At 40.5% G+C, this 18,533-nt stretch carries 36 protein-coding genes; 1 reads left to right on the top strand and 35 read right to left on the bottom strand.

Annotated features, from left to right (window positions below):
• Positions 1-7 precede the first annotated feature (7 nt).
• The 35 genes from KP77_RS12530 to KP77_RS12675 form a co-directional block, all read right to left on the bottom strand.
• Entirely contained in the window at positions 8-646 is a 639-nt protein-coding gene (locus KP77_RS12530; protein ID WP_041123063.1) for a hypothetical protein, read from the bottom strand.
• The gene (locus KP77_RS12535) at positions 643-837 is read right to left on the bottom strand and encodes an XtrA/YqaO family protein (RefSeq protein ID WP_041123064.1); all 195 of its coding nucleotides are present in this window, start codon (positions 835-837) and stop codon (positions 643-645) included. The genes KP77_RS12530 and KP77_RS12535 overlap by 4 nt, the downstream gene beginning before the upstream one ends.
• Before the next feature lie 76 nt (positions 838-913).
• A complete protein-coding gene (locus KP77_RS12540) occupies positions 914-2,161 on the bottom strand; it encodes a DNA cytosine methyltransferase (RefSeq protein WP_407637931.1) in 1,248 nt (415 codons plus the stop codon).
• On the bottom strand, positions 2,161-2,334 hold the full coding sequence (locus KP77_RS18165; protein ID WP_160289523.1) for a hypothetical protein: 174 nt from the start codon (positions 2,332-2,334) through the stop codon (positions 2,161-2,163). Before KP77_RS18165 ends, KP77_RS12540 begins: the two co-directional genes overlap by 1 nt.
• Before the next feature lie 4 nt (positions 2,335-2,338).
• The gene (locus tag KP77_RS12545) at positions 2,339-2,764 is read right to left on the bottom strand and encodes a DUF1064 domain-containing protein (protein WP_041123065.1); all 426 of its coding nucleotides are present in this window, start codon (positions 2,762-2,764) and stop codon (positions 2,339-2,341) included.
• 20 nt (positions 2,765-2,784) lie between these two features.
• Positions 2,785-2,949, bottom strand: coding sequence for a hypothetical protein (locus tag KP77_RS18170; RefSeq protein WP_160289524.1), 165 nt, complete (start codon positions 2,947-2,949; stop codon positions 2,785-2,787).
• A gap of 26 nt (positions 2,950-2,975) precedes the next feature.
• On the bottom strand, positions 2,976-3,689 hold the full coding sequence (locus KP77_RS12550; RefSeq protein ID WP_052474177.1) for an N-6 DNA methylase: 714 nt from the start codon (positions 3,687-3,689) through the stop codon (positions 2,976-2,978).
• Positions 3,689-3,877, bottom strand: a complete 189-nt coding sequence (locus KP77_RS12555; protein ID WP_041123066.1) for a hypothetical protein — start codon at positions 3,875-3,877, stop codon at positions 3,689-3,691. Before KP77_RS12555 ends, KP77_RS12550 begins: the two co-directional genes overlap by 1 nt.
• A gap of 44 nt (positions 3,878-3,921) precedes the next feature.
• The gene (locus KP77_RS12560; RefSeq protein ID WP_041123067.1) at positions 3,922-4,182 is read right to left on the bottom strand and encodes a hypothetical protein; all 261 of its coding nucleotides are present in this window, start codon (positions 4,180-4,182) and stop codon (positions 3,922-3,924) included.
• Positions 4,183-4,250: 68 nt separating this feature from the next.
• Positions 4,251-4,457: a hypothetical protein gene (locus KP77_RS12565; protein ID WP_041123068.1), complete on the bottom strand. Its 207-nt coding sequence runs from the start codon at positions 4,455-4,457 to the stop codon at positions 4,251-4,253.
• A gap of 55 nt (positions 4,458-4,512) precedes the next feature.
• Positions 4,513-4,851, bottom strand: a complete 339-nt coding sequence (locus KP77_RS12570; RefSeq protein WP_052474179.1) for a hypothetical protein — start codon at positions 4,849-4,851, stop codon at positions 4,513-4,515.
• A gap of 42 nt (positions 4,852-4,893) precedes the next feature.
• Positions 4,894-5,064 (bottom strand): hypothetical protein, encoded by a 171-nt coding sequence (locus tag KP77_RS18175; protein WP_160289525.1) that lies wholly within the window; start codon positions 5,062-5,064, stop codon positions 4,894-4,896.
• A 13-nt stretch (positions 5,065-5,077) separates the two neighbouring features.
• Positions 5,078-5,452 (bottom strand): DUF7694 domain-containing protein, encoded by a 375-nt coding sequence (locus KP77_RS12575; RefSeq protein WP_041123069.1) that lies wholly within the window; start codon positions 5,450-5,452, stop codon positions 5,078-5,080.
• A gap of 140 nt (positions 5,453-5,592) precedes the next feature.
• Positions 5,593-6,105, bottom strand: a complete 513-nt coding sequence (locus KP77_RS12580) for a dUTP diphosphatase (RefSeq protein WP_041123070.1) — start codon at positions 6,103-6,105, stop codon at positions 5,593-5,595.
• Between the two features lie 57 nt (positions 6,106-6,162).
• Positions 6,163-6,546, bottom strand: a complete 384-nt coding sequence (locus tag KP77_RS12585) for a hypothetical protein (RefSeq protein ID WP_041123071.1) — start codon at positions 6,544-6,546, stop codon at positions 6,163-6,165.
• Positions 6,543-6,866 carry a hypothetical protein gene (locus tag KP77_RS12590; RefSeq protein ID WP_041123072.1) on the bottom strand — a complete coding sequence of 108 codons (324 nt, stop codon included), beginning with the start codon at positions 6,864-6,866 and terminating at the stop codon, positions 6,543-6,545. Before KP77_RS12590 ends, KP77_RS12585 begins: the two co-directional genes overlap by 4 nt.
• A 12-nt stretch (positions 6,867-6,878) precedes the next feature.
• The gene (locus KP77_RS12595; RefSeq protein ID WP_041123073.1) at positions 6,879-7,178 is read right to left on the bottom strand and encodes a hypothetical protein; all 300 of its coding nucleotides are present in this window, start codon (positions 7,176-7,178) and stop codon (positions 6,879-6,881) included.
• Positions 7,179-7,186: 8 nt separating this feature from the next.
• Entirely contained in the window at positions 7,187-7,354 is a 168-nt protein-coding gene (locus KP77_RS18180; protein ID WP_160289526.1) for a hypothetical protein, read from the bottom strand.
• Between the two features lie 105 nt (positions 7,355-7,459).
• Complete coding sequence (locus tag KP77_RS12600) at positions 7,460-7,648, bottom strand: hypothetical protein (protein ID WP_041123074.1); 189 nt, start codon at positions 7,646-7,648, stop codon at positions 7,460-7,462.
• 1 nt (position 7,649) lies between these two features.
• The gene (locus KP77_RS12605; protein WP_052474197.1) at positions 7,650-8,558 is read right to left on the bottom strand and encodes a DnaA ATPase domain-containing protein; all 909 of its coding nucleotides are present in this window, start codon (positions 8,556-8,558) and stop codon (positions 7,650-7,652) included.
• Positions 8,482-9,264 (bottom strand): hypothetical protein, encoded by a 783-nt coding sequence (locus tag KP77_RS17605; RefSeq protein WP_052474181.1) that lies wholly within the window; start codon positions 9,262-9,264, stop codon positions 8,482-8,484. The genes KP77_RS12605 and KP77_RS17605 overlap by 77 nt, the downstream gene beginning before the upstream one ends.
• A 26-nt stretch (positions 9,265-9,290) precedes the next feature.
• Positions 9,291-10,037: a hypothetical protein gene (locus tag KP77_RS12615; RefSeq protein ID WP_041123076.1), complete on the bottom strand. Its 747-nt coding sequence runs from the start codon at positions 10,035-10,037 to the stop codon at positions 9,291-9,293.
• 68 nt (positions 10,038-10,105) lie between these two features.
• Positions 10,106-10,270, bottom strand: a complete 165-nt coding sequence (locus KP77_RS18185) for a hypothetical protein (protein WP_160289527.1) — start codon at positions 10,268-10,270, stop codon at positions 10,106-10,108.
• A 22-nt stretch (positions 10,271-10,292) separates the two neighbouring features.
• Complete coding sequence (locus tag KP77_RS12620; RefSeq protein ID WP_041123077.1) at positions 10,293-10,517, bottom strand: hypothetical protein; 225 nt, start codon at positions 10,515-10,517, stop codon at positions 10,293-10,295.
• Positions 10,518-10,530: 13 nt separating this feature from the next.
• Complete coding sequence (locus KP77_RS12625; protein ID WP_041123078.1) at positions 10,531-11,235, bottom strand: MBL fold metallo-hydrolase; 705 nt, start codon at positions 11,233-11,235, stop codon at positions 10,531-10,533.
• Positions 11,232-12,146 carry a RecT family recombinase gene (locus KP77_RS12630; RefSeq protein WP_041123079.1) on the bottom strand — a complete coding sequence of 305 codons (915 nt, stop codon included), beginning with the start codon at positions 12,144-12,146 and terminating at the stop codon, positions 11,232-11,234. The genes KP77_RS12625 and KP77_RS12630 overlap by 4 nt, the downstream gene beginning before the upstream one ends.
• A gap of 1 nt (position 12,147) precedes the next feature.
• Positions 12,148-14,127, bottom strand: coding sequence for an SMC family protein (locus KP77_RS12635; RefSeq protein WP_041123080.1), 1,980 nt, complete (start codon positions 14,125-14,127; stop codon positions 12,148-12,150).
• Complete coding sequence (locus KP77_RS12640) at positions 14,124-14,315, bottom strand: hypothetical protein (protein ID WP_041123081.1); 192 nt, start codon at positions 14,313-14,315, stop codon at positions 14,124-14,126. Before KP77_RS12640 ends, KP77_RS12635 begins: the two co-directional genes overlap by 4 nt.
• Positions 14,312-14,767 (bottom strand): YopX family protein, encoded by a 456-nt coding sequence (locus tag KP77_RS17610; protein WP_052474183.1) that lies wholly within the window; start codon positions 14,765-14,767, stop codon positions 14,312-14,314. Before KP77_RS17610 ends, KP77_RS12640 begins: the two co-directional genes overlap by 4 nt.
• A gap of 98 nt (positions 14,768-14,865) precedes the next feature.
• Positions 14,866-15,135 (bottom strand): hypothetical protein, encoded by a 270-nt coding sequence (locus KP77_RS12650; RefSeq protein ID WP_041123082.1) that lies wholly within the window; start codon positions 15,133-15,135, stop codon positions 14,866-14,868.
• On the bottom strand, positions 15,132-15,704 hold the full coding sequence (locus KP77_RS12655; protein ID WP_052474186.1) for a hypothetical protein: 573 nt from the start codon (positions 15,702-15,704) through the stop codon (positions 15,132-15,134). Before KP77_RS12655 ends, KP77_RS12650 begins: the two co-directional genes overlap by 4 nt.
• A 43-nt stretch (positions 15,705-15,747) precedes the next feature.
• Positions 15,748-16,047 carry a hypothetical protein gene (locus tag KP77_RS12660; protein WP_052474188.1) on the bottom strand — a complete coding sequence of 100 codons (300 nt, stop codon included), beginning with the start codon at positions 16,045-16,047 and terminating at the stop codon, positions 15,748-15,750.
• Between the two features lie 15 nt (positions 16,048-16,062).
• Positions 16,063-16,740 carry an ORF6N domain-containing protein gene (locus KP77_RS12665; protein WP_041123083.1) on the bottom strand — a complete coding sequence of 226 codons (678 nt, stop codon included), beginning with the start codon at positions 16,738-16,740 and terminating at the stop codon, positions 16,063-16,065.
• Positions 16,712-16,981, bottom strand: a complete 270-nt coding sequence (locus tag KP77_RS12670) for a LexA family protein (protein ID WP_052474190.1) — start codon at positions 16,979-16,981, stop codon at positions 16,712-16,714. The genes KP77_RS12665 and KP77_RS12670 overlap by 29 nt, the downstream gene beginning before the upstream one ends.
• Before the next feature lie 120 nt (positions 16,982-17,101).
• Entirely contained in the window at positions 17,102-17,338 is a 237-nt protein-coding gene (locus KP77_RS12675; protein ID WP_041123084.1) for a helix-turn-helix transcriptional regulator, read from the bottom strand.
• Between the two features lie 165 nt (positions 17,339-17,503).
• Here KP77_RS12675 and KP77_RS12680 point away from each other — a divergent pair, with 165 nt between their 5' ends.
• Positions 17,504-17,860 carry a helix-turn-helix domain-containing protein gene (locus tag KP77_RS12680; RefSeq protein ID WP_041123085.1) on the top strand — a complete coding sequence of 119 codons (357 nt, stop codon included), beginning with the start codon at positions 17,504-17,506 and terminating at the stop codon, positions 17,858-17,860.
• Positions 17,861-18,533: the final 673 nt, after the last annotated feature.

The raw sequence follows: 18,533 nt of genomic DNA on the forward strand, positions 1-18,533 counted from the left end.
TATTTTATCAGTCTTCTTCAAAAATATTTGATAATAAGAAATTATAGTTGTTCTTCAGGATATATACTTGTATAGGTATCACTAAAAACCAATAGTGTTTAAAAGTAATGTTTATATTACCAATATTCATACCGTCAAATTTTTTTCGAAGCCATCTGTTCTTAAAATAATCCCTGTAAATTGTCGTTCTGGTGATAGTTTCTTGCATCAAAGAAGTATAAGTCATATTGATTGATCTAACTTTCAAACCAGGTTCACCAAGACACATAGCAAGCATTTCTTTTGGATTTAACCTTGAAGTATAAAACCTTTTAACAGTTTTCTTAGTATGTTCATCAACAGAATCTATAGTTATTTTAACAATTTTCCCTGGATTTTCTCCTTCATTAACAAAATAAAAGAATAAATATTGACTATACTTATCATTTAGTAATTTATCGTGGTAATATCTTTTATTTTTATACCCTTCAAAACCTTTAAAAATATTCTCGAAAGAAGTTTGTTTTGAAAGTAAAATCCAATCCACTCTCGACTGGATTTTTTTGTACTTTGTGTCTCTTACAGAGCTTAGATAAAAAACTAATATAGCAGTTACTAAGGGTATATAGTATCTAAACGCTTCTGAAGAAATTATCTCAGTTATCAAAAATCCTCACCCTCTTCAAACTTCACTCTTTTAACTCTACCCTGATGCGTAATAATCCTTGCTTCTCCATGAGGAGTAAGCTTGATCAATTTCGCTTTGCCTTTATCAATAATCACAGCACAGTTATCTAATTCCATTATATCGATATTCAGGCAACCATTGTTATCTATTTTTAGTTCTTTCATCCTCATAAAATTCCCTCCCGTGCTATAATAAAAATGTCGAGTTTTTATCAGGCCGGGAGAGATTCCGGCTTTTTCTATGTCGTTAAACACTTACTGAATACCTGGTGTTCTCCTCACACATTTCTGGTAGGTTGGCTTTCACCAGTGCATTCGCAAATGGTGGAGGAACGGAATTGCCTACCCTGGCAACCTGTGCTGATTTAGGGTACCTCTTGCCTTTATAGTCTTTATCTATGATGTACTCTATTGGGAATCCCTGAGCTTTGAATAATTCATGTGGCTGAAGCATTCTCATACCAATGTCAGTGATTTGATAGTTCTCACCTTTAACTGTGATCAGTCCAAAACGATCTTTTGTTGGTATTGTATGGAGAGGCTCAGTAATGCTTTGTCCTATCCCCTGTCCATAGTATTTAGTCAGGAATGCACTAACCAGTCCAAATCTGTTTGCAGTTGGTATAGTTGGCACTGGCTGTCTCATATCACTTGCCCTGGTCTCTTTGCCCTGATGAGTGTAATAGTGCTGCAGGAAGTGCGCTTTACCTTTAAAGATATATGGCTGATCAGTCTCTAAAACAAATTTCTTGAGACCTCTTTTAATCCTGAGCATTGTATTATCACTTAAAGGCTTGTTCCGCTCGTAAATGCTTGGCGCATCCAATGACCAATCAATCACTTCAGCAGCAGTTCTATATGGCTTTTTCAGCCCCAATTGAACGTTTATATCACCTGGATCAGTGTGAGTAGCTTCCGGCCATGTTATTGACTGACCGTCACAACGGGCTATTAAGAATAACCTCTGACGTGTAGTTGGTGCTCCATAATCACAGGCCTTTAACACTTTGAACTCTACTTCATAACCATGACGCTTAAATGCTTTTACAAATGATTGGAACGTCTTGCCTTTCTTATCAGGATCCGGCCGATCACCCTTTAATGGTCCCCAGTCCTGAAACTCTTCAACATTTTCCAGAATAATTACCCGCGGCCGCACCGTAGCCGCCCACCTGACACCGATCCATGCAAGCCCTCTTATGGTCTTATCAACCGGCTTGCCACCCTTAGCCTTACTGAAGTGTTTGCAGTCCGGGGAAAGCCAGCATAAGCCGACCTTCCTGCCCTTAACTACCTCACGCGGATCCACATCCCATACAGACTCACAATAATGCTCAGTATGAGGATGGTTTGCCTTATGCATGGCAATAGCAGCTGGATCATGATTAATTGCTACATCTACATTCAATCCGGTAGCCATTTCAATACCCGTACTTGCTCCTCCACCACCGGCAAAGTTGTCCACTATGATCTCTCGAAACAAATCCAATTGCACTATGCCTTCACCTCATATCCCTCTGCCCGATCAATCAGTACCAGTCTTTTATGTGAAAATCTATTAAGCTTTTTAACTGTCTGTTTATTAATGCCTTCTTCAAACACTGTCACGACTGCAAGCAATTCATAATCAGTTCCTTTAGCTGTATGCTCTGTTACTATCCGGCACATCAAATCATCCTTTCTTTGGTCCTTTCTTCTGCATCCTCATCAGTTGTTCCAGTTTCTCTAATTCAATCCATCCACCTGCGCGCTGATCGTATGTAAGCAAGATCAACTTATGTGGGTACTTCTTTTCAAAAAGCTTTTGTTTTATCCTGAAGACATCCGTTTTGGTGCCGGTGGTTTTTATATCAATGACATCAATGGTTCCATCTTCTCTATGAACCTCAAAGTCTGCTATATAATCAATTCTCTGATGCTTTACGCCATTCTTCTCAAATGCTTCTTGCAGCATATACCTGGGCTGGATCCGGAACATTAAAATATCTTCATGCTCCTTCGCCCACAGCAGCTGCTTGTAATACTGGGCCTCCAGGATAGAATCGAATTTGATCCCATCCACTGTGACTTTCTTATTTCCGTACTTTGATTTCTTCATCAAAACAACTCCAATAACTTTTAAAATCCACTTAGTCTTCCTATACGAGCAACAGCGAATATAAATTTATGAACATCTTCTTCATCAACAAACTGCTTTTCCAATGCTGATAATTCATCCCAATTCTCATTTATTTGAAGCGCTATAGAATGAACCTCATCAATGTCATAGACTTTTAACGGCATTTCTTTGCTCCTTTCTGAAACGGTTATCAAAACAAAACTAGTTGCTCAGATTCAATAGGTTTAATGTTTTCAAGCTCTTCGACTTTTGATAGCAATGAAAAGTTTAAAATATGATTCGGTGTTTTCCAGTGATCAACGATTTCAACTAACAGCGTATTCCCCTGAATCACAATCGCATTGATCCCCAGTAGAGAAAGCTGTACGTATGTCATATGAACGGACCTGCTATCAATGTCCTGTGCAGTTACTCTCATAGCCGATTGGTAGTTGTAGCCTCTCTTCTGAAGCACTTTGGCAAGCGCAATGATCGTGACCCCGCCTCCCACAGTTGGCTCATTTACAGTAATGTAGCCCTTATCCTTTATGATCGAATCAATATTGTGAGTCGCCATCTCAGCCATCGCTTCAGCTACTGCTAACGGCGTGAAGAACTGCCCCTTCCAAGAGTTATAAAGCTCTAGTTCCATGAACAGCTTTCCAAGATAGTCATCAGGTTTCTGTTCAAGTAGTACAGTGAGCATTCCAAGCAGATCTGCGAATTTCACAAGCTCATCTTTTGAATATCGTTCAATGATCCTCATGTATCGCTTTTCTCGCTCTTGGTATTTGCTAATCTGCACTGTATTCGCAACAGCAATCGCAGACATTTCTATGAAGTCTGAGAACACAGTGAATGTCGCATGACGGTGTGATAGCTGCTCAATCGTTTTAACCATCTGCCTGAACGTTTGCTCTATCATTACAATTCATTGCATCCGATCTTATAGCGCTCTTTCATGTCTTCAATTTCATTAACGACTTTATCCAGCAGCGCCTGCTCACTCTGCTTATCCGCTTCACTGATGCCTGGACGCATCATGTAATACTTCAATGCGTGTTTAGTCGCATGCAACTGCTTGTATGACATGCTGAAGGATGTTCCACCCATGTCACTACCTCCTCTTTTACGACGTGGTTTGTTCGGAATGAGGCTTATTCAATCCTCATATTCCAGTATTTGATTAATTCTGATCTACTTTCATAGAGCAAAGTTCCTAAAATCTCTCCATCGTGATTTGCGATAGGGCATACTGGATTATTTCTTGTATTCGGATGATTGAGAGCGAACGATAACCCTGACCACGGATCACTTTCATAGTCATCAGATCGCATATTGCCTTCATCATCAGATACTTGTATCAGTACCTCTCCTCCGCAAAACGGGCAAGGTTTTAAAGCTTCTGTTTTCGGCATTTTCATCTTTCCTTTCTGCCATACATTTTTTTCGGAATGTGCCGCATAGTTTGATCGAACGGTATAAATTAAACGTGTTTTGGTTTACAAGAATTGCAATAATTCATAAACCGTTTACCGTTATCTTTAAATGTGTAACCCAACGATAGTGCTCCATTCATTTTGTTATCAAAACCCATAGGTGTAGGTGTGGTGTTTAACACACTTTCTTTTTTACAGTCATCACAGATAACAATAGTTTTATAATTCGTTACTTCCTCAGTTCTGAAAGCCATTATTATTTCTCCTTTCTGTTACGCATCTTGCGTCATCTAATGTTCGGAATGTTTATCAAAAAATCAAATTGCTAATCAACGTTGGCTCAGATGCCCAAGTGATAAAGTTATAATCTCCTAACTCTGTATCTCTTCTTCTTTTCATCTCTTCACTTGTCATTGGATAGGCACGTTCAACCCATGTATCGTAACCACTATTCTTTTTGCCGTTAGTGGGTTTATTGCGACAAGGCTTATTTACAAACACTTCAACACTCCCAATTTCATTGCGAACAATATAGTTGAATCCTTTCAAACGCATATAACTCAGTTCAATTTTTTCTTCATAAGACAAGACAGGAGCGCTCTCTCTATTTCTTTGGTTATCCGAAAAAGCTACGTTATTTAATGACATCTTTTTCATCCTTTCTGCGACACATCTTGTGTCGACCATTCCTCATAGAACCTTCTTAGCAAATTCAATAAAAAGTTCTTTCGGTATGATTGAAACCTTCGAGTTACATTCTTCATCCTTGTTATTAGGTTGGGCAACATAGACGCAATCTTCACCCATCATCAGGGCAATCTCTTCACCTAATAAATCTTTTCCTTTAGTGATGTGTTGCAAGACTTTCAGCTCCTCACTTAATTCCAAAAGGTAATTGCTGTTCATGCAGCACCCACAGATGATACATATCTGCTTTATCCACCAGTTCACTTTCTTTTGGAAATACTTCAATTGCTAAAGCCTCTTTCCCTAATAGCTCATTCTTGATCTGCTGCTTCACACCCCAAGGCGGCTGCTCATGCGATGTGATTGTCAGATGAGTGACTTTGCCCCACTCCGTCTGCAAATCCCTCATCATGCAAACGTACTTACCGTCATTCCGACGATAGACACGATCTAATTCGCCAAACCATCCAGTGCCCTGTTTTAATTGTTTAGGAGAGGGGTGGATGCTCCACCCCGTAATCTCGTGACCTCTTTCTAACCGCTTTCGTTCTGCTCGATTCATTTTGATTCCCACTTTCTATTTCTTAGTATCGCTATGATCTAAAACATATCGTTTGCCAGATACCTGGATCACAGTGGGTACTTCATTTTTCACCTTGACGATTGTTACAACGGGTCTGTATTTATCGCCTTTAGAAGCCATCAGTAAGAATTCTCCTGCCTAATATGATTAATTTGATTCTTCTTGAAATAAGCAGCTTCGATCTCTTCCCAAGTGAAGCCGAGCAAAAATGCAAACTTCACTACGACTGCAAAGACCATATTGTATTCTTGCTTTAGACTACCTGCTGCAAATTCGGAAATTGTCATAAACATCAACGCAGTCATGTAGTTGACATCATTCTCAAAAACATCTTCATTTTCCATGTGTCTAATCTCATGATAGAGAAGGATGTCTGTCCAGTTGTTGTCGTTACCGATTGATAGCAAAAATGAAATTACATCAGCTATCTCATCCAAAATCACCGGTTTATCACTCGGATCTTTTGTACTCCAATATTTAAATGCTCTTATTTCATTAGCTAACTCAGAAGCCTCTACGAACAAAGCAATGATCTTCATTGTCATACGTTCTTCACCAGGCTGCCTCGGATGTTCCTTCTCAATGTGTTCGTCTAACTGGCGTTGCGCGTTGTACATTTTGATTAATTCCATTCTGTACCTCCTAAAGAAGTGTCATTATGATGATTACGGTGAAGCAGATTGCTACTACTATGATTTCTGATCTGGACATGACTTTTTTCGTCGGAATTTATAGTTGCAGTCTTTAAAAGAACCAACGGATAATCCGCCACTTAAATCGTGCCATTGACTATGCTTATCAATATGTTGCCATTGGATACTTTCACCATTTAGATAACCTGCCACCGCTGAAGCCCCACTAATATTTTCATATTCCGGCTCGATCTCGCAGAGTTCCGGAAAGTAGTAAGCTGCTGCGACTTTTTCTTCTGACAAGCGGTTTAGAGGAATACCACTTGGTACAGAGAAATTATTATCGACAGCTAAAACTTTTAAAGCAGAACTTAGTTTATAGACACTTTTGACTCTTATTACTGAATCGAATTCTGCCTGCGTCATTCGCACCTTATTCACGTGACTGACTCCTCCTTATCAAACAGCTTTAATCCACAAATACCGCAATAGTTAGCGTTCGCCTTATGCTTATCAAATCCGCACCTCGGACAAACTGTTGAAGTATCGCATGATAACTGTTCAGGATGTTTCTTATTTACCGGGTTGTTTTTAAGGTCAGCAGTTATAAGATCATCAGCAAGCTTTAAAGCTTTTGATGTGAAATCTCTTGACCAACCACTTTCGACTGCCAGATGCAAAAATCTGTGAGCAGCACCAAGTAAGTTTGCGTTTCTTTTAATTGCTGCAGTTTCTGAATGGTTTGGTTTATATTGATTCATTCCATTTCCCCCTCACTTAAACTGTTCTTCATACCAGCTTCTATCGTTTGTCCTAACAGCAAGAATCCGATTTATGTACCTCAAATCGTGAAGGAATTCGCTGTCCATGTTTGTTTCCGTCTGATCAATGTCAGCAGCTCTGACATCCTTTACTTCATTGAGACTGGCGTATTCCTTGTAATATTCCTGGCTTTTCGGATCGTAGTAATTCACCACAAAACCTCTGACCCGTCCTTTTTCTTTCACATAGGATAGAATCACACCGCGATGACCCATAGCATTTTCTACATCCAACCCAATCAAATTCCCCATTTTCTCACCTACTTTTTGAGAGCGTTAATTGCAACCATATTCCGCAATTCGTAGAAGTCCAGTTCCTGAATACGTCTACCTTTTTTGTTTTCAGTAATGCCTGCTGCCAATAATTCCTGCCTGAATGACTGTGCCATCAGCTCGTTTGATTGATTAACTGCTTGTCTGAGTAACATTTGATCGCCCCTTTTGCTTAATTAATTTTGAAAGTTCAGGATATTTAGTTGAGTCCTTGGCTAAACGTTCCGCTTCTGCGAGTACTTTTCGTAGAAATGGATCCATTACATTTCACCAACCTTTACACCGAATCGTTTCTCAGCTTCACGAAGCTTTGCAGTAACTCTTTTCCTGCTAGCCTCGTACTCTCTTACGTTGCGTTGCTGGCAAACTTCATTCGGACAAGGAATCGTCTCTACACCGAACGAATGAAACTTGTAGGTTGCTCCATGACCGTTACAATGACTGCACATCTTATAACCCCTCCAATCGATGATTCAGTGTTTTGCGATCGCCTTTGATGACAACCGTATAATTGCTGCACATCTCGTAAATCCGGGTACCAAGCGCCTCATCAATATCAATGATCTGATCGACATCAAGCTCTGAAGAAATCATGATCGGCTTATGATTCAGGTATCTGTAATTGATCACTGCATACAGTTGCTCAACCTGCCACTCAGTCGCACGAGGTTTTCCTCTCGCGGGTTTGAATAGATCGTCGATAAAAAGGACCTCAACATCTTTCAGGTGCTTCATTTTGGCTTCCAGCTTGTCAAAGTCATCCTTCAGATCGTTAAAACCTTCTACATACGGGAAATACTGCACGTTCACGAGTTTTTTCATGATTAAATTGTTCGCAATCGCTGTGAGTAGATGGGTTTTACCAGCCCCTGGCTGACCGATCAGTGCGATGCTATTAAAGCGAGTGCCTCTGATCTCTTCAAAGTCTTTATAGTATTCAAGAGCAGCCTCTTTCGCTTCAGCGATAACAGATGCTTTACCTTCAGTGCGAAAGTTGCCAAAACCGAGCTTCTTAAATTCTTCTGTGATCTCACTCGATTTGAGAAGTCTTGATTTTTTGCGCTCTACAGTGCATTGACAGATGATTGAATAAGTCGTTCTCCACTCTCTCGCTTTATCAGGTCCGCACACCTTTCCTCCAAAGAAGTCATCTTCTGGTACCATCTTCTGAGGCTTATGAATCGTAATAACCCGGTCGCCTTCAATGTGCTGAATTTCATCCCATTTTGTATCCTCATGAACCCGGTATATTACTACGCCTTTGTCATGACATTTGCTACAGTTAACCTTTTCTTCTGATACGGCCGGTGCGCCCTCCTGTGATTGACGGTTCCTGAGATTCTCCAATACTTCTGCCATGCTTTTTGTCGCCATATGTACCACCTCCGTTTTTTGAGTTCTTTGATTCCTGGTATCGATCCAGCATCCAGCCGGCGCAATACTCAAGTGCTTTTATTCGATCAAAATTGTGTTTAGGTTGATATGCTTTAAAACGTTCTTCCAGCCAGTGAAGAGCATCTGATAAAGGCATGTCCTTCAATATCTTTTCAGCAGCCATCTGATCTTTCGGCGTAGTTTCTGTACCTTTAGCTCTCAGCTGAATGAATTTGTTTAATAGCTCCTGCTGCTGATTTAAATTATTCTGTCGTTGTAACTGAGGTGTTGGAGAAGGTACCTGCTTCGGCTTCTCCTCCGTCACTTCGGTCCTTGAATAATTCTGCAATCCCTGGTAAGCGTAATAGTTGTTTATTGTGAATACCGTGCCGATTCTGACCTGTTTTCGTGCAATACGTCCCTCGTTCTCCAATTCATCCAGCTTCCTTCTCAGCGTCGTCAAAGGAATTTCAGCTACTGAATTGTTTTCTTTGTATGATAAATCGTGTTGAAGCTTCGACAGTGACCGCAGATATTGACCTCTCTTCAATGTGATACCGGCCTGCTGTACCCCTCGTTCATCAAATACTGCTTTTCCTACAAGGTAGAAGAAGATCCGGAACTTAATCGGGTCCTGCCATATATCGTTATCAAATATCTCTCTACTGATCTGAAAAGCCCCGCCAGCCACCGGATCGCCTCCTTTGTGATTTATATTTAGCTAAATGATGCTTCAGGTTCTGCGTCTGGCAGCACTTCTTCCATTTCATGGAAGCTCAAATCCATATTTAAAATTGCTCCGTTTTGAGTCAAATTCATTAATTGAATTTCGAAATTGCTGAGATATTTTAATGACTTTAAATCAGGACTTCTTTTATATTCGATCTTCCAAGTGTTTTCAGGATCATTTTTATAACGTGATACGGGTACAGAGAAATTCATATTTTCGTCGTGCTCACATTCGAATATCATTAGAGCGTGGCTGAATACTGACCAGCTACGGCTTTCATCTTCTTCAAATTCAAACGTCACTTCGACGTGATCATAAGAGATATCATCATCATAATTAACCTCTAAACCATCCGTTTCGACGTTGGCAGCCACATAATCTTTCCAGATATCAAACAGTGCTGATGCTTTAATCTCTTTATCTTTTGATTGCTCCATCAAGCCCTTAAAGTTTTCCAGAAGAGCACTATGTTCTGCAGTTGTATTTTGTAATACTTCAACAAGAACACTATCCAATTTAGTGATGTACTGTGAGTAATCATAATTCTCTAAGAAAGGGACCATAACTGATTTGATTTGATCTTCAATCAGTTTTGTTGCATCACCGTATGAACCAAACAAGCTGCTAAGTGCTTTTTCAATTCCGTTTTCCAGTTGCTCAACAATTAATTTCTCCACGGTACCGTCATTCATTTTTTGAGCAATAACATCCTTAACTGCGTTTTCTAAGTTCATATGCTTCTCTCCTGTTCTGTTTTTTATTAGCAATCGTAATAATTATCTAAAGCAATTTCCTGAAGCTTCTAGACATCAAATTCATGGTTTTCTTGAACACAATCTTCACAAGAGCTTTCAGGTGTTTCCTTAAACTCATAGCCTTGTGAAAATCTGTGTTCGATAATCTTTTTTGCCATGCTACCTTTCACGCATCCAATTTCTTCATCGCCCGAATAAATTGTGTAATGCATCTCTGGACCTCCTAGTTTTGAATCAATACCAAGTGCCGTCTGGACAGTAATGCCACCAGTTGCCGTCATCGAAATGAACGTGTAGGCAATTTTCTTTCTTGTTAAACTTCACTTTCACGATATTGTTTGCTGAATACATCAGACGTTCCGCCTCGCCCATTGACCTGGTGCGTTTGGCGTGAACAGCCTCTAAAACTCGATATTGATCGTCTGTAAGATGTTTTGCTGCTGTTATTTTTCTATCCAAGAGAAGCACTCCTCTACTTAGCTATCTTCACGATCTTACCGGTGACCTTCTGCACTTCACATTTGAAGTGATCTTCGTCAGAGTTATTGCTGCTCAGATGCAGCAGCCAGATCTCCTGGACCTTTGACAGATCATTTGCTCGAAAGAAGTCCAGTGCATTCTCTAAACTGAAGTGCGACTGCATTAATCGCTTCTTTAAGATGGCTGGCACCCGACCTTCAGCAATGTTTTCTTTCAGAATGTTCATGCTGTAATTCGTTTCGATCATGATGTGCGTAAGGTTCTGAAACTTGTATTTGATGTAATAGGTGTCAGTGGCGAATAACAGCCTCTCTCCCTGCTCGTTCTGCAGCATGAATCCGAAAGGCTCATTAACATCGTGCTCAACGTCAAAGGGTAGAATCGTCCAAGTACCGACCTTGAAAGATTTCTTCACTTCAACCTTCCTGATTCTGTGATGATCAATGCCGATCGCTTCAGCAGTTCCAGTGCTCATGTATGTGTTGATCCCGGCTTTCAGAACATCCTTCAGGCCGGCTCTATGATCTCCGTGCTCATGTGATACCAGGCAGCCTTCAATATCGCTCGTTTCAAAATTCAGCTTCTTCTGGATCTCTGAGAACTTGATGCCGCATTCCAGCAGCAGGGAAGTAGTACCGTCTGTCACCCGGTAGGCATTCCCTTTACTGCTGGATCCAAGCACTTTTATATCAATCAAAACGGATCACTGTCTGCGCCTGCAGCGACTGGCTCTTTCTCCAGCTCTTTTTCTTCGTAATCAATGACTTCTTTTCTTACTTTTGGCTTTTCTTCTTCAAAATCTATTGATTCTTTATTGGCTTTCTCTTGAACTTCATACTCAGGATTGAGCTCTTTTCTTTCATTATCAAATTCATTTTCCGTGGTACGATTAACTGCCCCGATGAGTAAATCACTATCATCAGAAGTATTAATAAACGCTTTAGCTGCACGATTGATGACTGTACGTTTAGCCATTTCCTGCGGATATTTATTTTGAACAGTTGTCATGTTTGATTGAGACCATGAAGTCTTAATTTCATCCATTGTCATAACCGTCAAGAACTGCACACCGTCATCACGTTCGATGATGCAATAAGCACCCTCAATGTCATCCTTGCTGCCAGTAGCTGCTTTCCAGTCAACCTTGTGTGATTTGAAAGCTAACTGACCACGTTCGTTGTACTCGACTTCGAACTCTTCACCTTTCCAGATAACGTTAGCCCAAAGGTCTTTCACTCCACTCATTCGCTTAATGACTGCTTGCGTACCGTGATAAGAACGCACGAATTGCATTTTGTCACCATAAACAATGAAGTAGCCTTGATTCTTTGCTACACTTAGCGCCTGGATCGCCATGTCTTGCAGTGAGAAGGCGACACTTTCTTTTGTCGCGCTATCCATAAGAGAAGTTTTCTTTTTGAAATCGATCTCTGTCAGCTTGAAGTAAGCTGCTTGAATCGCATTCACAATCGAATAATTTTCAGGGATGTTGATTTGATTATCTTCAACCATCTGCTGGACCTTTTCGGCAACTCTTGTCACGATTTCATTCTTTTTATTTGATTCCGCCGGCGTATTGTTCTGGCCTTGTTGTACTTGATTTGACATATTAGATAACCTCCTGAAGAGCTTCGGTTTCAACTCTTAATTTTTTGTCTTGCTCACTTACAAGCAAATTGATCATCTGAGCGTTTGTATCAATGATCTTCGTGACAGCCTCCGAGTTATCTACAAAAATCGGTGCTGACAGTCCGTAATGCTCTGATAGTGTATTGATAATGTCCAGTCCTACATTGATTCGGGCGGCATTGTTTAGGCCTGCATCGTATTCAACGCCTTTGAAAGTCGTCTTACAAGTTTCAGCCAATCCGCCATTTACCTGGTCTTTAAATAGCTTGAATCGGGCATGCTTGAATTTGCTGTTGATCTTCTCTTCAAGAAGGTTCACTTTTGTTCGGACAAATTCATCCATGAGAAACTCTTCCTTGTTCAACTGCTCAAATTTCTTCGCCAATTTGCGCTCTTCATCTTCAAGCTCTTTGATACGTGCCCTTGACTGCTCGTGTTGCTTAATCTTAGCCAGACCAACCTGCAGCTTCTCAGCCTGGTCTTTCAGCTCATCGATTTTGCTCTGAATCTCGCTCATTTCATCAGCAACACTTTCACTTGCATTAGAGATCTCTTCTTTAAGAGAAGTAATTTCTTTCAGCTTGTCCTGATAAGCAGGGACCTCTTCAACTGGCACCAGGCCGTCTTTGATATCAGCAAGTTCTTTCTGATACTTAGCAATGTGATCAGCTTCGATTTGTTGATCTTTCTGACGCTGCTCAATTGTGGATTTGATTTCAGCGATTCTGTCAGAAGCTTTTTGAATGTCTGCCTTTAAGCTGACACCTTTCTCTTTAATAGAATCCAGTTCATTGGCCTTCGAGAGATTAAACTGCTCAAGCGACTTCTCTCGTGCTGCATTTAGCTTATCCTCTGGCAAGTCCTGTCCGCAGGCCGGGCAAGAACACTCTTGACTGAATTCAAACTCCTGACCGTTCAATGAGTGGTATTTTTCAAGCAGTTGCTTTCGTTCGTTTTCCATGAAATTAACTCTACCGTTAAGGCGATTTTTTTCTTCACCTAGGTCTTGTATTTCATATTGGATGTTCTGCTGTGCTCGTTTTGCCTCATTCAGTACTTTCTCAACCTGCAACGTTTGATCAGACATGTATTTCGTGTGATTATGCTTGATCGTCTGCAGTTCATTTTCCAGTGCATAGAGCTTGTTCTTTTTCTCAGATGCAGAAGCACCGTTTCTGATATCTGACTTCTGATCTTCCAGTCTGTTAATCTCAGTTTTAAAGAACTGCAGCTCTTCATTGATCTCTGCTTCGTTAAGATCCGATAGATCTGCCATTCCTTTATTTAATTCATCAATACGGACCGGGATCCGTTCCAACTCATCATTAATTTTCTTCTTGGATGAAGCGACGACTTTCTTATGGTCCTCAATCGCTCGTTCTTCCAGTACGCCAAGCAGTGAAGCGAGTTCGGTATTCGAATCGATTACGTCTTCGTCTGTAACGTCTCCGCAAACTTCCATCAGAATTTCACGGCGTTTCTCCCACTTGAGCTGCTCGTTGAAATAGCTTGGATTAGTGAGAAGTTTAAATACTTCTTCATCAGCGATTTTCTCAATGAACTTTGTGTATTCAGTTTTCTTTTGTGGCACACCGTTAACACTGTATTCTGTTGTATGGCCCGTCATAACTGATTCGATGTTGCCTTTATGCTTCGTCCACTTCTCTTTATAGAGCTTGGACAGTTGAATGGTTTTACCATCTACTCTGAGGACAGCTGATACTTCATGATCCAGTCCGTGAATGACTTTGTTATTTTCATCAACCTGCTTGATACCGAACTCTTTCTGGTTGCTCGTGTCTTTATCAAACAATAACCATACGAAAGCGTCTGCCAACGACGTCTTACCGGTCGCGTTGTCTCCGTACACCTTCACGTTTCCGCCGGCAGCATCTAGGGTGAATGACTTAACACCTTTAAAGTTTGTAAGCTGAAGTTTTTCCAATGTGATCTTCTTCAAACTGATCTCAACCTTTCCATTTCCCACTGAATGCGGGTAGTCTCGTATTCTTCAAGCATTTCTTCATATGGTGCTGATCCACCAAGAGTGGCTTCATACTTTTTAAGCCATTGGTAGTGAAAATGGTTTGTTTCAGTGTCATTTGGCGAAGGTTCATAAACACGCTGACCTTTATAGTCGAAGCTCATTCGATCGCCTCCAGTAGTTCAGGATTGTCAAACTTGTTACCAATGATTTCAAGCTCTTCATCATTACATTCAGCATCAATCAAAAGGTAACCATCAGCCCAAAACGCGGCTTTTTCATAAACAACTTCTGCTTTTATAATCTGATCACCCATATGACCGCCGGTACGAGCATAAGATTGATCATTAAATTCGATAATGTCGCCTCCGAAAATGGCACGATCACTTTTGTCTTTAAGCCCGGTGTACTGACCAACAGATTCCTTATCAACTCTGATCCACCATTCAAGAGAAGCGTATTCATCGTTTACTACCGCAAATCCACCTGTTATAAAATATGCATAATCAGATATGACAAGGTTTCCGTAAACCCACCCATTTTCATGTTTTATGTTTAATTCATGAAGCTCTCGCTCTGTCATCATTGGCTTCCCCCTGAATTTGAACTCTTCCATCGATCACGCCTCCTCTTGTAAAAGTTGGCCGGTCTGATATAATTAAAGTATGATTTTTGTTAATCGACCGACTTAGACTCGTAGTTCCAGCTGCGGGTCTATTTTTCTGCATTTTTTATCTCCGTGACGTCCATGCCGTATTCTTCAAGGCGTTGGATCAAGCGCTCCTGATTATCATCATGCTCTTTGCGCTTCTTCAGCTCTGCTAATTTCTCAAGGCTGTTCTTCGCAATTCTTGCATAGCAACCAGCAAGTTCGAACTTCCCTTTCTGCTTTGCAGTTTGCATCGTCCTAACAGCATTCTCATAATCAATTTCATGATTGACTGCCTGAAATATATCTTCTCTGCGAAAATCAAATATGTTCAATTCACTGCCTCCACTCTTACTAACCTGAATTTCTCCTTCGAAATGTACTTCTGAGAAAACAGGTGTTGATAATGATCCTGCCAAACCTTTGTGACATCATGATTTAACTCTTTACATAAAACCGAGATCATATGAGTCAAGGCGGTTTTCGCTTCCGCAAGTTCCATAATGGTTCTTTCTGCAGCTGTTCTTTCGAGTTCATTGAGATTGGATAAAGGTTTAGCCAGGCAATTCTCTTCAAGGTGATCAAGCGCATCCCTCAATTCTTTAAGAGTTTTTTCTTTCACACTGGAACGGTGTAGGTCAACATTCTCTCCATCCAGAAACACTGGGCCTACTCCTGTTAAAGCCTGTGCCATTTCAACCGGCATGAAGGGATCTCCAAACATCCTCACTGCAGCTCTTCCAACGTGATTGGACATGAGCACCTTTCCGTTCTCCTGATCTGCATAGCCACTTCTAGACATGGAAGACTCTAAAGCCAGTTCTGTTTGTGTAAAACGGTCTTTCCGGTAACTCTTAACTACATCTCCAACGCGTTTGTTGCGATCGGAATATTCCATTTTCATACACTCTCCTTTCGTCACATGACGATCATTTATGGTGATAAAATTAAATTACATCATCAAGATAAGTACCATGTTGCCGGATCCATTTGGTGTTCTCATCAATCCACTGGAACAATTGTTTTTTAGGAACTTTTGGTGATCCTGCTGCTCTTAAAACAGGAAAATCTGCTCTGTTAAGCAATTCAGAAGCTTTTGTGTCACCAATCCCAAGTATTTCTTTAAGTTGATTTCTTGTGAGTAACTCTGGTAGACCTTGCTTTACCGCATGTCTTTCAAAACCTTTATCAATAGCATCATTCACAGCTTTTTGTAGCTGATCAATGTCCAGTTCAACTTTCAACATTTGTTTCACCCCTTTCTAAGACACCTGGCGCGGTATCCAGTTGTCGATGTAGTTAATCGCTGTTAGCAGATCCTTGCGCTTTACATCTTTGTAACTGGCTACTGCAAAACGGTCTTTGATTTCCCTATACAGTTCTCGGAACAGTCTGCGGCGCTCTTTCTCACAAGATGTGAGTGAGTAAACTCTTTGCGCCACGCCTTTCTGCAGTCGCCGTTGCTCGCCGTGATCAAGCGTGATCTGATTCTCAACCATGGATTTAATTTCAATGACATCACCTTTAAGCTGCTGAACGTCTTGTGATGTCATCAATGAGAGCTTCATCGATGCTTCAAGTTGCTCTCTTTCTGAAAGAACCTTAACTGTCTCCTGCACCCGGTAATATTCATCAACGAGCATTTCGTATGCTTCCCAGGCCTGATCAGTGTTCAAAGATTTGGCGTGAAGCCATGCACCCTTTTCAGTCCAGAGGTATAAACGGTTAATATTTGGCGAAAGGGCAATTTGACCTTTTGCTCTGAAAGCCTTTAACTCTTCACCATGCAGCAAAATGTAATGTTTGTTTTGAAGGTACCTTTCAATGTTGCGGTTGTAGTTCTTAGTTACTCGGTCAGTGTCAGTTCCATATGCTTCTGCCATCTGCTGAGTAGTTAATAGTCGTTGATCGTTAAATGTGATTGGCTGAATACTGTTCATATGCTGTTTCGCTCCTCTCGTTAATCCATAAAGCACGAGGTTTCGTTGAGATAAAGCCGATGTATCCTTTCTCTCTGATCTTTTGCAAGTGCGCATGAACTGTAGAAGTAGATAAGTTCCCTGCCAGGTCTGCTACTTCTCTTACAGTTGGTGGATAATGATTCTGATCCATGAACTGAATGATTGCTCTGAATACTTTTCTTTGTGCCGGCGTTAAAGCAGCAGTGACTTTAGTTTCCACGGCGATCACCTATACGAGTGAAGACATCCATGATAACGATTGTCAGACCAACTGCTGAGAAAACGCCGAAGAATAGAATTTGAAATACTTCGTGTGCTTCGTACATTTGGTTGCTCCTTTCTAGCTGATTTTATTTATAAGCAACTTAAGGTTGCTTTCTGATTCAAAAAAAACTGTCCATTCTACTTCTAAAACAATTGCAAGCTTTTGAGCGACTGGTACGGATGGTTTCCTTTCGCCACATTCGACCATTCCATAAAATTGTCGAGTGATTCCAGCTTGATCAGCAATCTCCTGCTGAGATAACTGAAGTAGATCGCGCTTTCTCTTTAATAACGCTTGTAGAGACTCTTTCACTTGTTTCACCTCTTTTCGCAACTTAAGGTTGCTTAATAACCTTTATTATACGCAACTAAAAGTTACTGTCAATAGTTTTATGCAACTTTTAGTTGATTTCATTTAATGCAACTGATTGTTGCTGTACAATATTGTTATAAAATCCTTTAAGGATGGGGTATTGCCATGTTTCATGAGAAATTAAAAAAATTAAGATCTGAATATAACTACACTCAGCAATTCATGGCAGACTATTTAGGAGTAACTCGCCAAGCATATGCAAAATACGAGTCTGGACAATCTCAGCCAGATCACGAAGGTTTGTTGAAGCTCTCTCAAAAATTTGATGTCTCAGTTGATTACTTGTTAGGTAATGAACGAAAAGATACATCATTAAGTGACGAAGATCGTGCAATACTTCAGTTTGCTAACACTGTTGAAGGTGCTTGGTTTAAAAAACTGCCGGAAAGTGATGAAGAAGTGATTGAAGCTTTTAGAACTTTGTATTACTTGTACCAAGATCGTGAAAAGAAAAAAGAATAGTGCCACGCGCGCGTAAAGAGGCAGTATTATTTAATTATTTATTATTCCTTCTTATTATGGTGCCAATGCTCATTTTCAGAAGTGCTGTAAACGTTGATATGACGGCTTTTGTCAGGGGTGCCAAGCTGTGCCACTGTTGTGCCAAGCCTACTAATTGAATGTTGTACAAACGTAGTCATATCAAGGGTTTAGTGGTGTGCCAAGCTATGCCAGATATATTTTTCCATATCACCTAATAAATAGTGAAATGATCTATTTAAAATTAATTGGGGTGCCAAACCCTATTTATTGAAATAGCTTAAACCATTGATATATAAGGGTTATACCGCTGTGCCAAGCTGTGCCGCCAGACTGCCAAGCTATCATTTGTGAGTTGAAAGAAACGGCTACATATAGCCTTTTGTTGAGGGTGCCAAGCCCTGCCAAGCTATTTTTCTAATTTCATCAGTTTTGAGCTCGAAACGAGCTTTATTTTTTTACCTTTCAGATGGGTAAATCTATCTAATATATATTTTTATAGGAGGATTCTAAATTACTATCTAAATACTAATTTAATCCTTAAAATCTAAATTCAGGTTCATCACCAAAACTCGTGGGGACCCGTTTCTAAACAAATGCGATGAAACAGGTTTTGCTCGTTGCGATACCCATAGCCCCGGCGTTTAATCAGTTT

It is taken from the genome of Jeotgalibacillus alimentarius (assembly GCF_000829445.1).
In the GTDB taxonomy this organism is placed as follows: domain Bacteria; phylum Bacillota; class Bacilli; order Bacillales; family Jeotgalibacillaceae; genus Jeotgalibacillus; species Jeotgalibacillus alimentarius.

What these genes read in the sequence shown, in the direction of transcription:
- KP77_RS12535 (WP_041123064.1), bottom strand. Translation starts at nt 837, where the DNA reads ATGAGGATGAAAGAACTAAAAATAGATAACAATGGTTGCCTGAATATC.
- KP77_RS18165 (WP_160289523.1), bottom strand. Translation starts at nt 2,334, where the DNA reads ATGTGCCGGATAGTAACAGAGCATACAGCTAAAGGAACTGATTATGAA.
- KP77_RS12545 (WP_041123065.1), bottom strand. Translation starts at nt 2,764, where the DNA reads ATGAAGAAATCAAAGTACGGAAATAAGAAAGTCACAGTGGATGGGATC.
- KP77_RS18170 (WP_160289524.1), bottom strand. Translation starts at nt 2,949, where the DNA reads ATGCCGTTAAAAGTCTATGACATTGATGAGGTTCATTCTATAGCGCTT.
- KP77_RS12550 (WP_052474177.1), bottom strand. Translation starts at nt 3,689, where the DNA reads ATGATAGAGCAAACGTTCAGGCAGATGGTTAAAACGATTGAGCAGCTA.
- KP77_RS12555 (WP_041123066.1), bottom strand. Translation starts at nt 3,877, where the DNA reads ATGGGTGGAACATCCTTCAGCATGTCATACAAGCAGTTGCATGCGACT.
- KP77_RS12560 (WP_041123067.1), bottom strand. Translation starts at nt 4,182, where the DNA reads ATGCCGAAAACAGAAGCTTTAAAACCTTGCCCGTTTTGCGGAGGAGAG.
- KP77_RS12565 (WP_041123068.1), bottom strand. Translation starts at nt 4,457, where the DNA reads ATGGCTTTCAGAACTGAGGAAGTAACGAATTATAAAACTATTGTTATC.
- KP77_RS12570 (WP_052474179.1), bottom strand. Translation starts at nt 4,851, where the DNA reads ATGTCATTAAATAACGTAGCTTTTTCGGATAACCAAAGAAATAGAGAG.
- KP77_RS12575 (WP_041123069.1), bottom strand. Translation starts at nt 5,452, where the DNA reads ATGAATCGAGCAGAACGAAAGCGGTTAGAAAGAGGTCACGAGATTACG.
- KP77_RS12580 (WP_041123070.1), bottom strand. Translation starts at nt 6,105, where the DNA reads ATGGAATTAATCAAAATGTACAACGCGCAACGCCAGTTAGACGAACAC.
- KP77_RS12590 (WP_041123072.1), bottom strand. Translation starts at nt 6,866, where the DNA reads ATGAATCAATATAAACCAAACCATTCAGAAACTGCAGCAATTAAAAGA.
- KP77_RS12595 (WP_041123073.1), bottom strand. Translation starts at nt 7,178, where the DNA reads ATGGGGAATTTGATTGGGTTGGATGTAGAAAATGCTATGGGTCATCGC.
- KP77_RS18180 (WP_160289526.1), bottom strand. Translation starts at nt 7,354, where the DNA reads ATGTTACTCAGACAAGCAGTTAATCAATCAAACGAGCTGATGGCACAG.
- KP77_RS12600 (WP_041123074.1), bottom strand. Translation starts at nt 7,648, where the DNA reads ATGTGCAGTCATTGTAACGGTCATGGAGCAACCTACAAGTTTCATTCG.
- KP77_RS12605 (WP_052474197.1), bottom strand. Translation starts at nt 8,558, where the DNA reads ATGGCAGAAGTATTGGAGAATCTCAGGAACCGTCAATCACAGGAGGGC.
- KP77_RS12615 (WP_041123076.1), bottom strand. Translation starts at nt 10,037, where the DNA reads ATGAACTTAGAAAACGCAGTTAAGGATGTTATTGCTCAAAAAATGAAT.
- KP77_RS18185 (WP_160289527.1), bottom strand. Translation starts at nt 10,270, where the DNA reads ATGCATTACACAATTTATTCGGGCGATGAAGAAATTGGATGCGTGAAA.
- KP77_RS12630 (WP_041123079.1), bottom strand. Translation starts at nt 12,146, where the DNA reads ATGTCAAATCAAGTACAACAAGGCCAGAACAATACGCCGGCGGAATCA.
- KP77_RS12640 (WP_041123081.1), bottom strand. Translation starts at nt 14,315, where the DNA reads ATGAGCTTCGACTATAAAGGTCAGCGTGTTTATGAACCTTCGCCAAAT.
- KP77_RS17610 (WP_052474183.1), bottom strand. Translation starts at nt 14,767, where the DNA reads ATGGAAGAGTTCAAATTCAGGGGGAAGCCAATGATGACAGAGCGAGAG.
- KP77_RS12655 (WP_052474186.1), bottom strand. Translation starts at nt 15,704, where the DNA reads ATGAAAATGGAATATTCCGATCGCAACAAACGCGTTGGAGATGTAGTT.
- KP77_RS12660 (WP_052474188.1), bottom strand. Translation starts at nt 16,047, where the DNA reads ATGTTGAAAGTTGAACTGGACATTGATCAGCTACAAAAAGCTGTGAAT.
- KP77_RS12665 (WP_041123083.1), bottom strand. Translation starts at nt 16,740, where the DNA reads ATGAACAGTATTCAGCCAATCACATTTAACGATCAACGACTATTAACT.
- KP77_RS12680 (WP_041123085.1), top strand. Translation starts at nt 17,504, where the DNA reads ATGTTTCATGAGAAATTAAAAAAATTAAGATCTGAATATAACTACACT.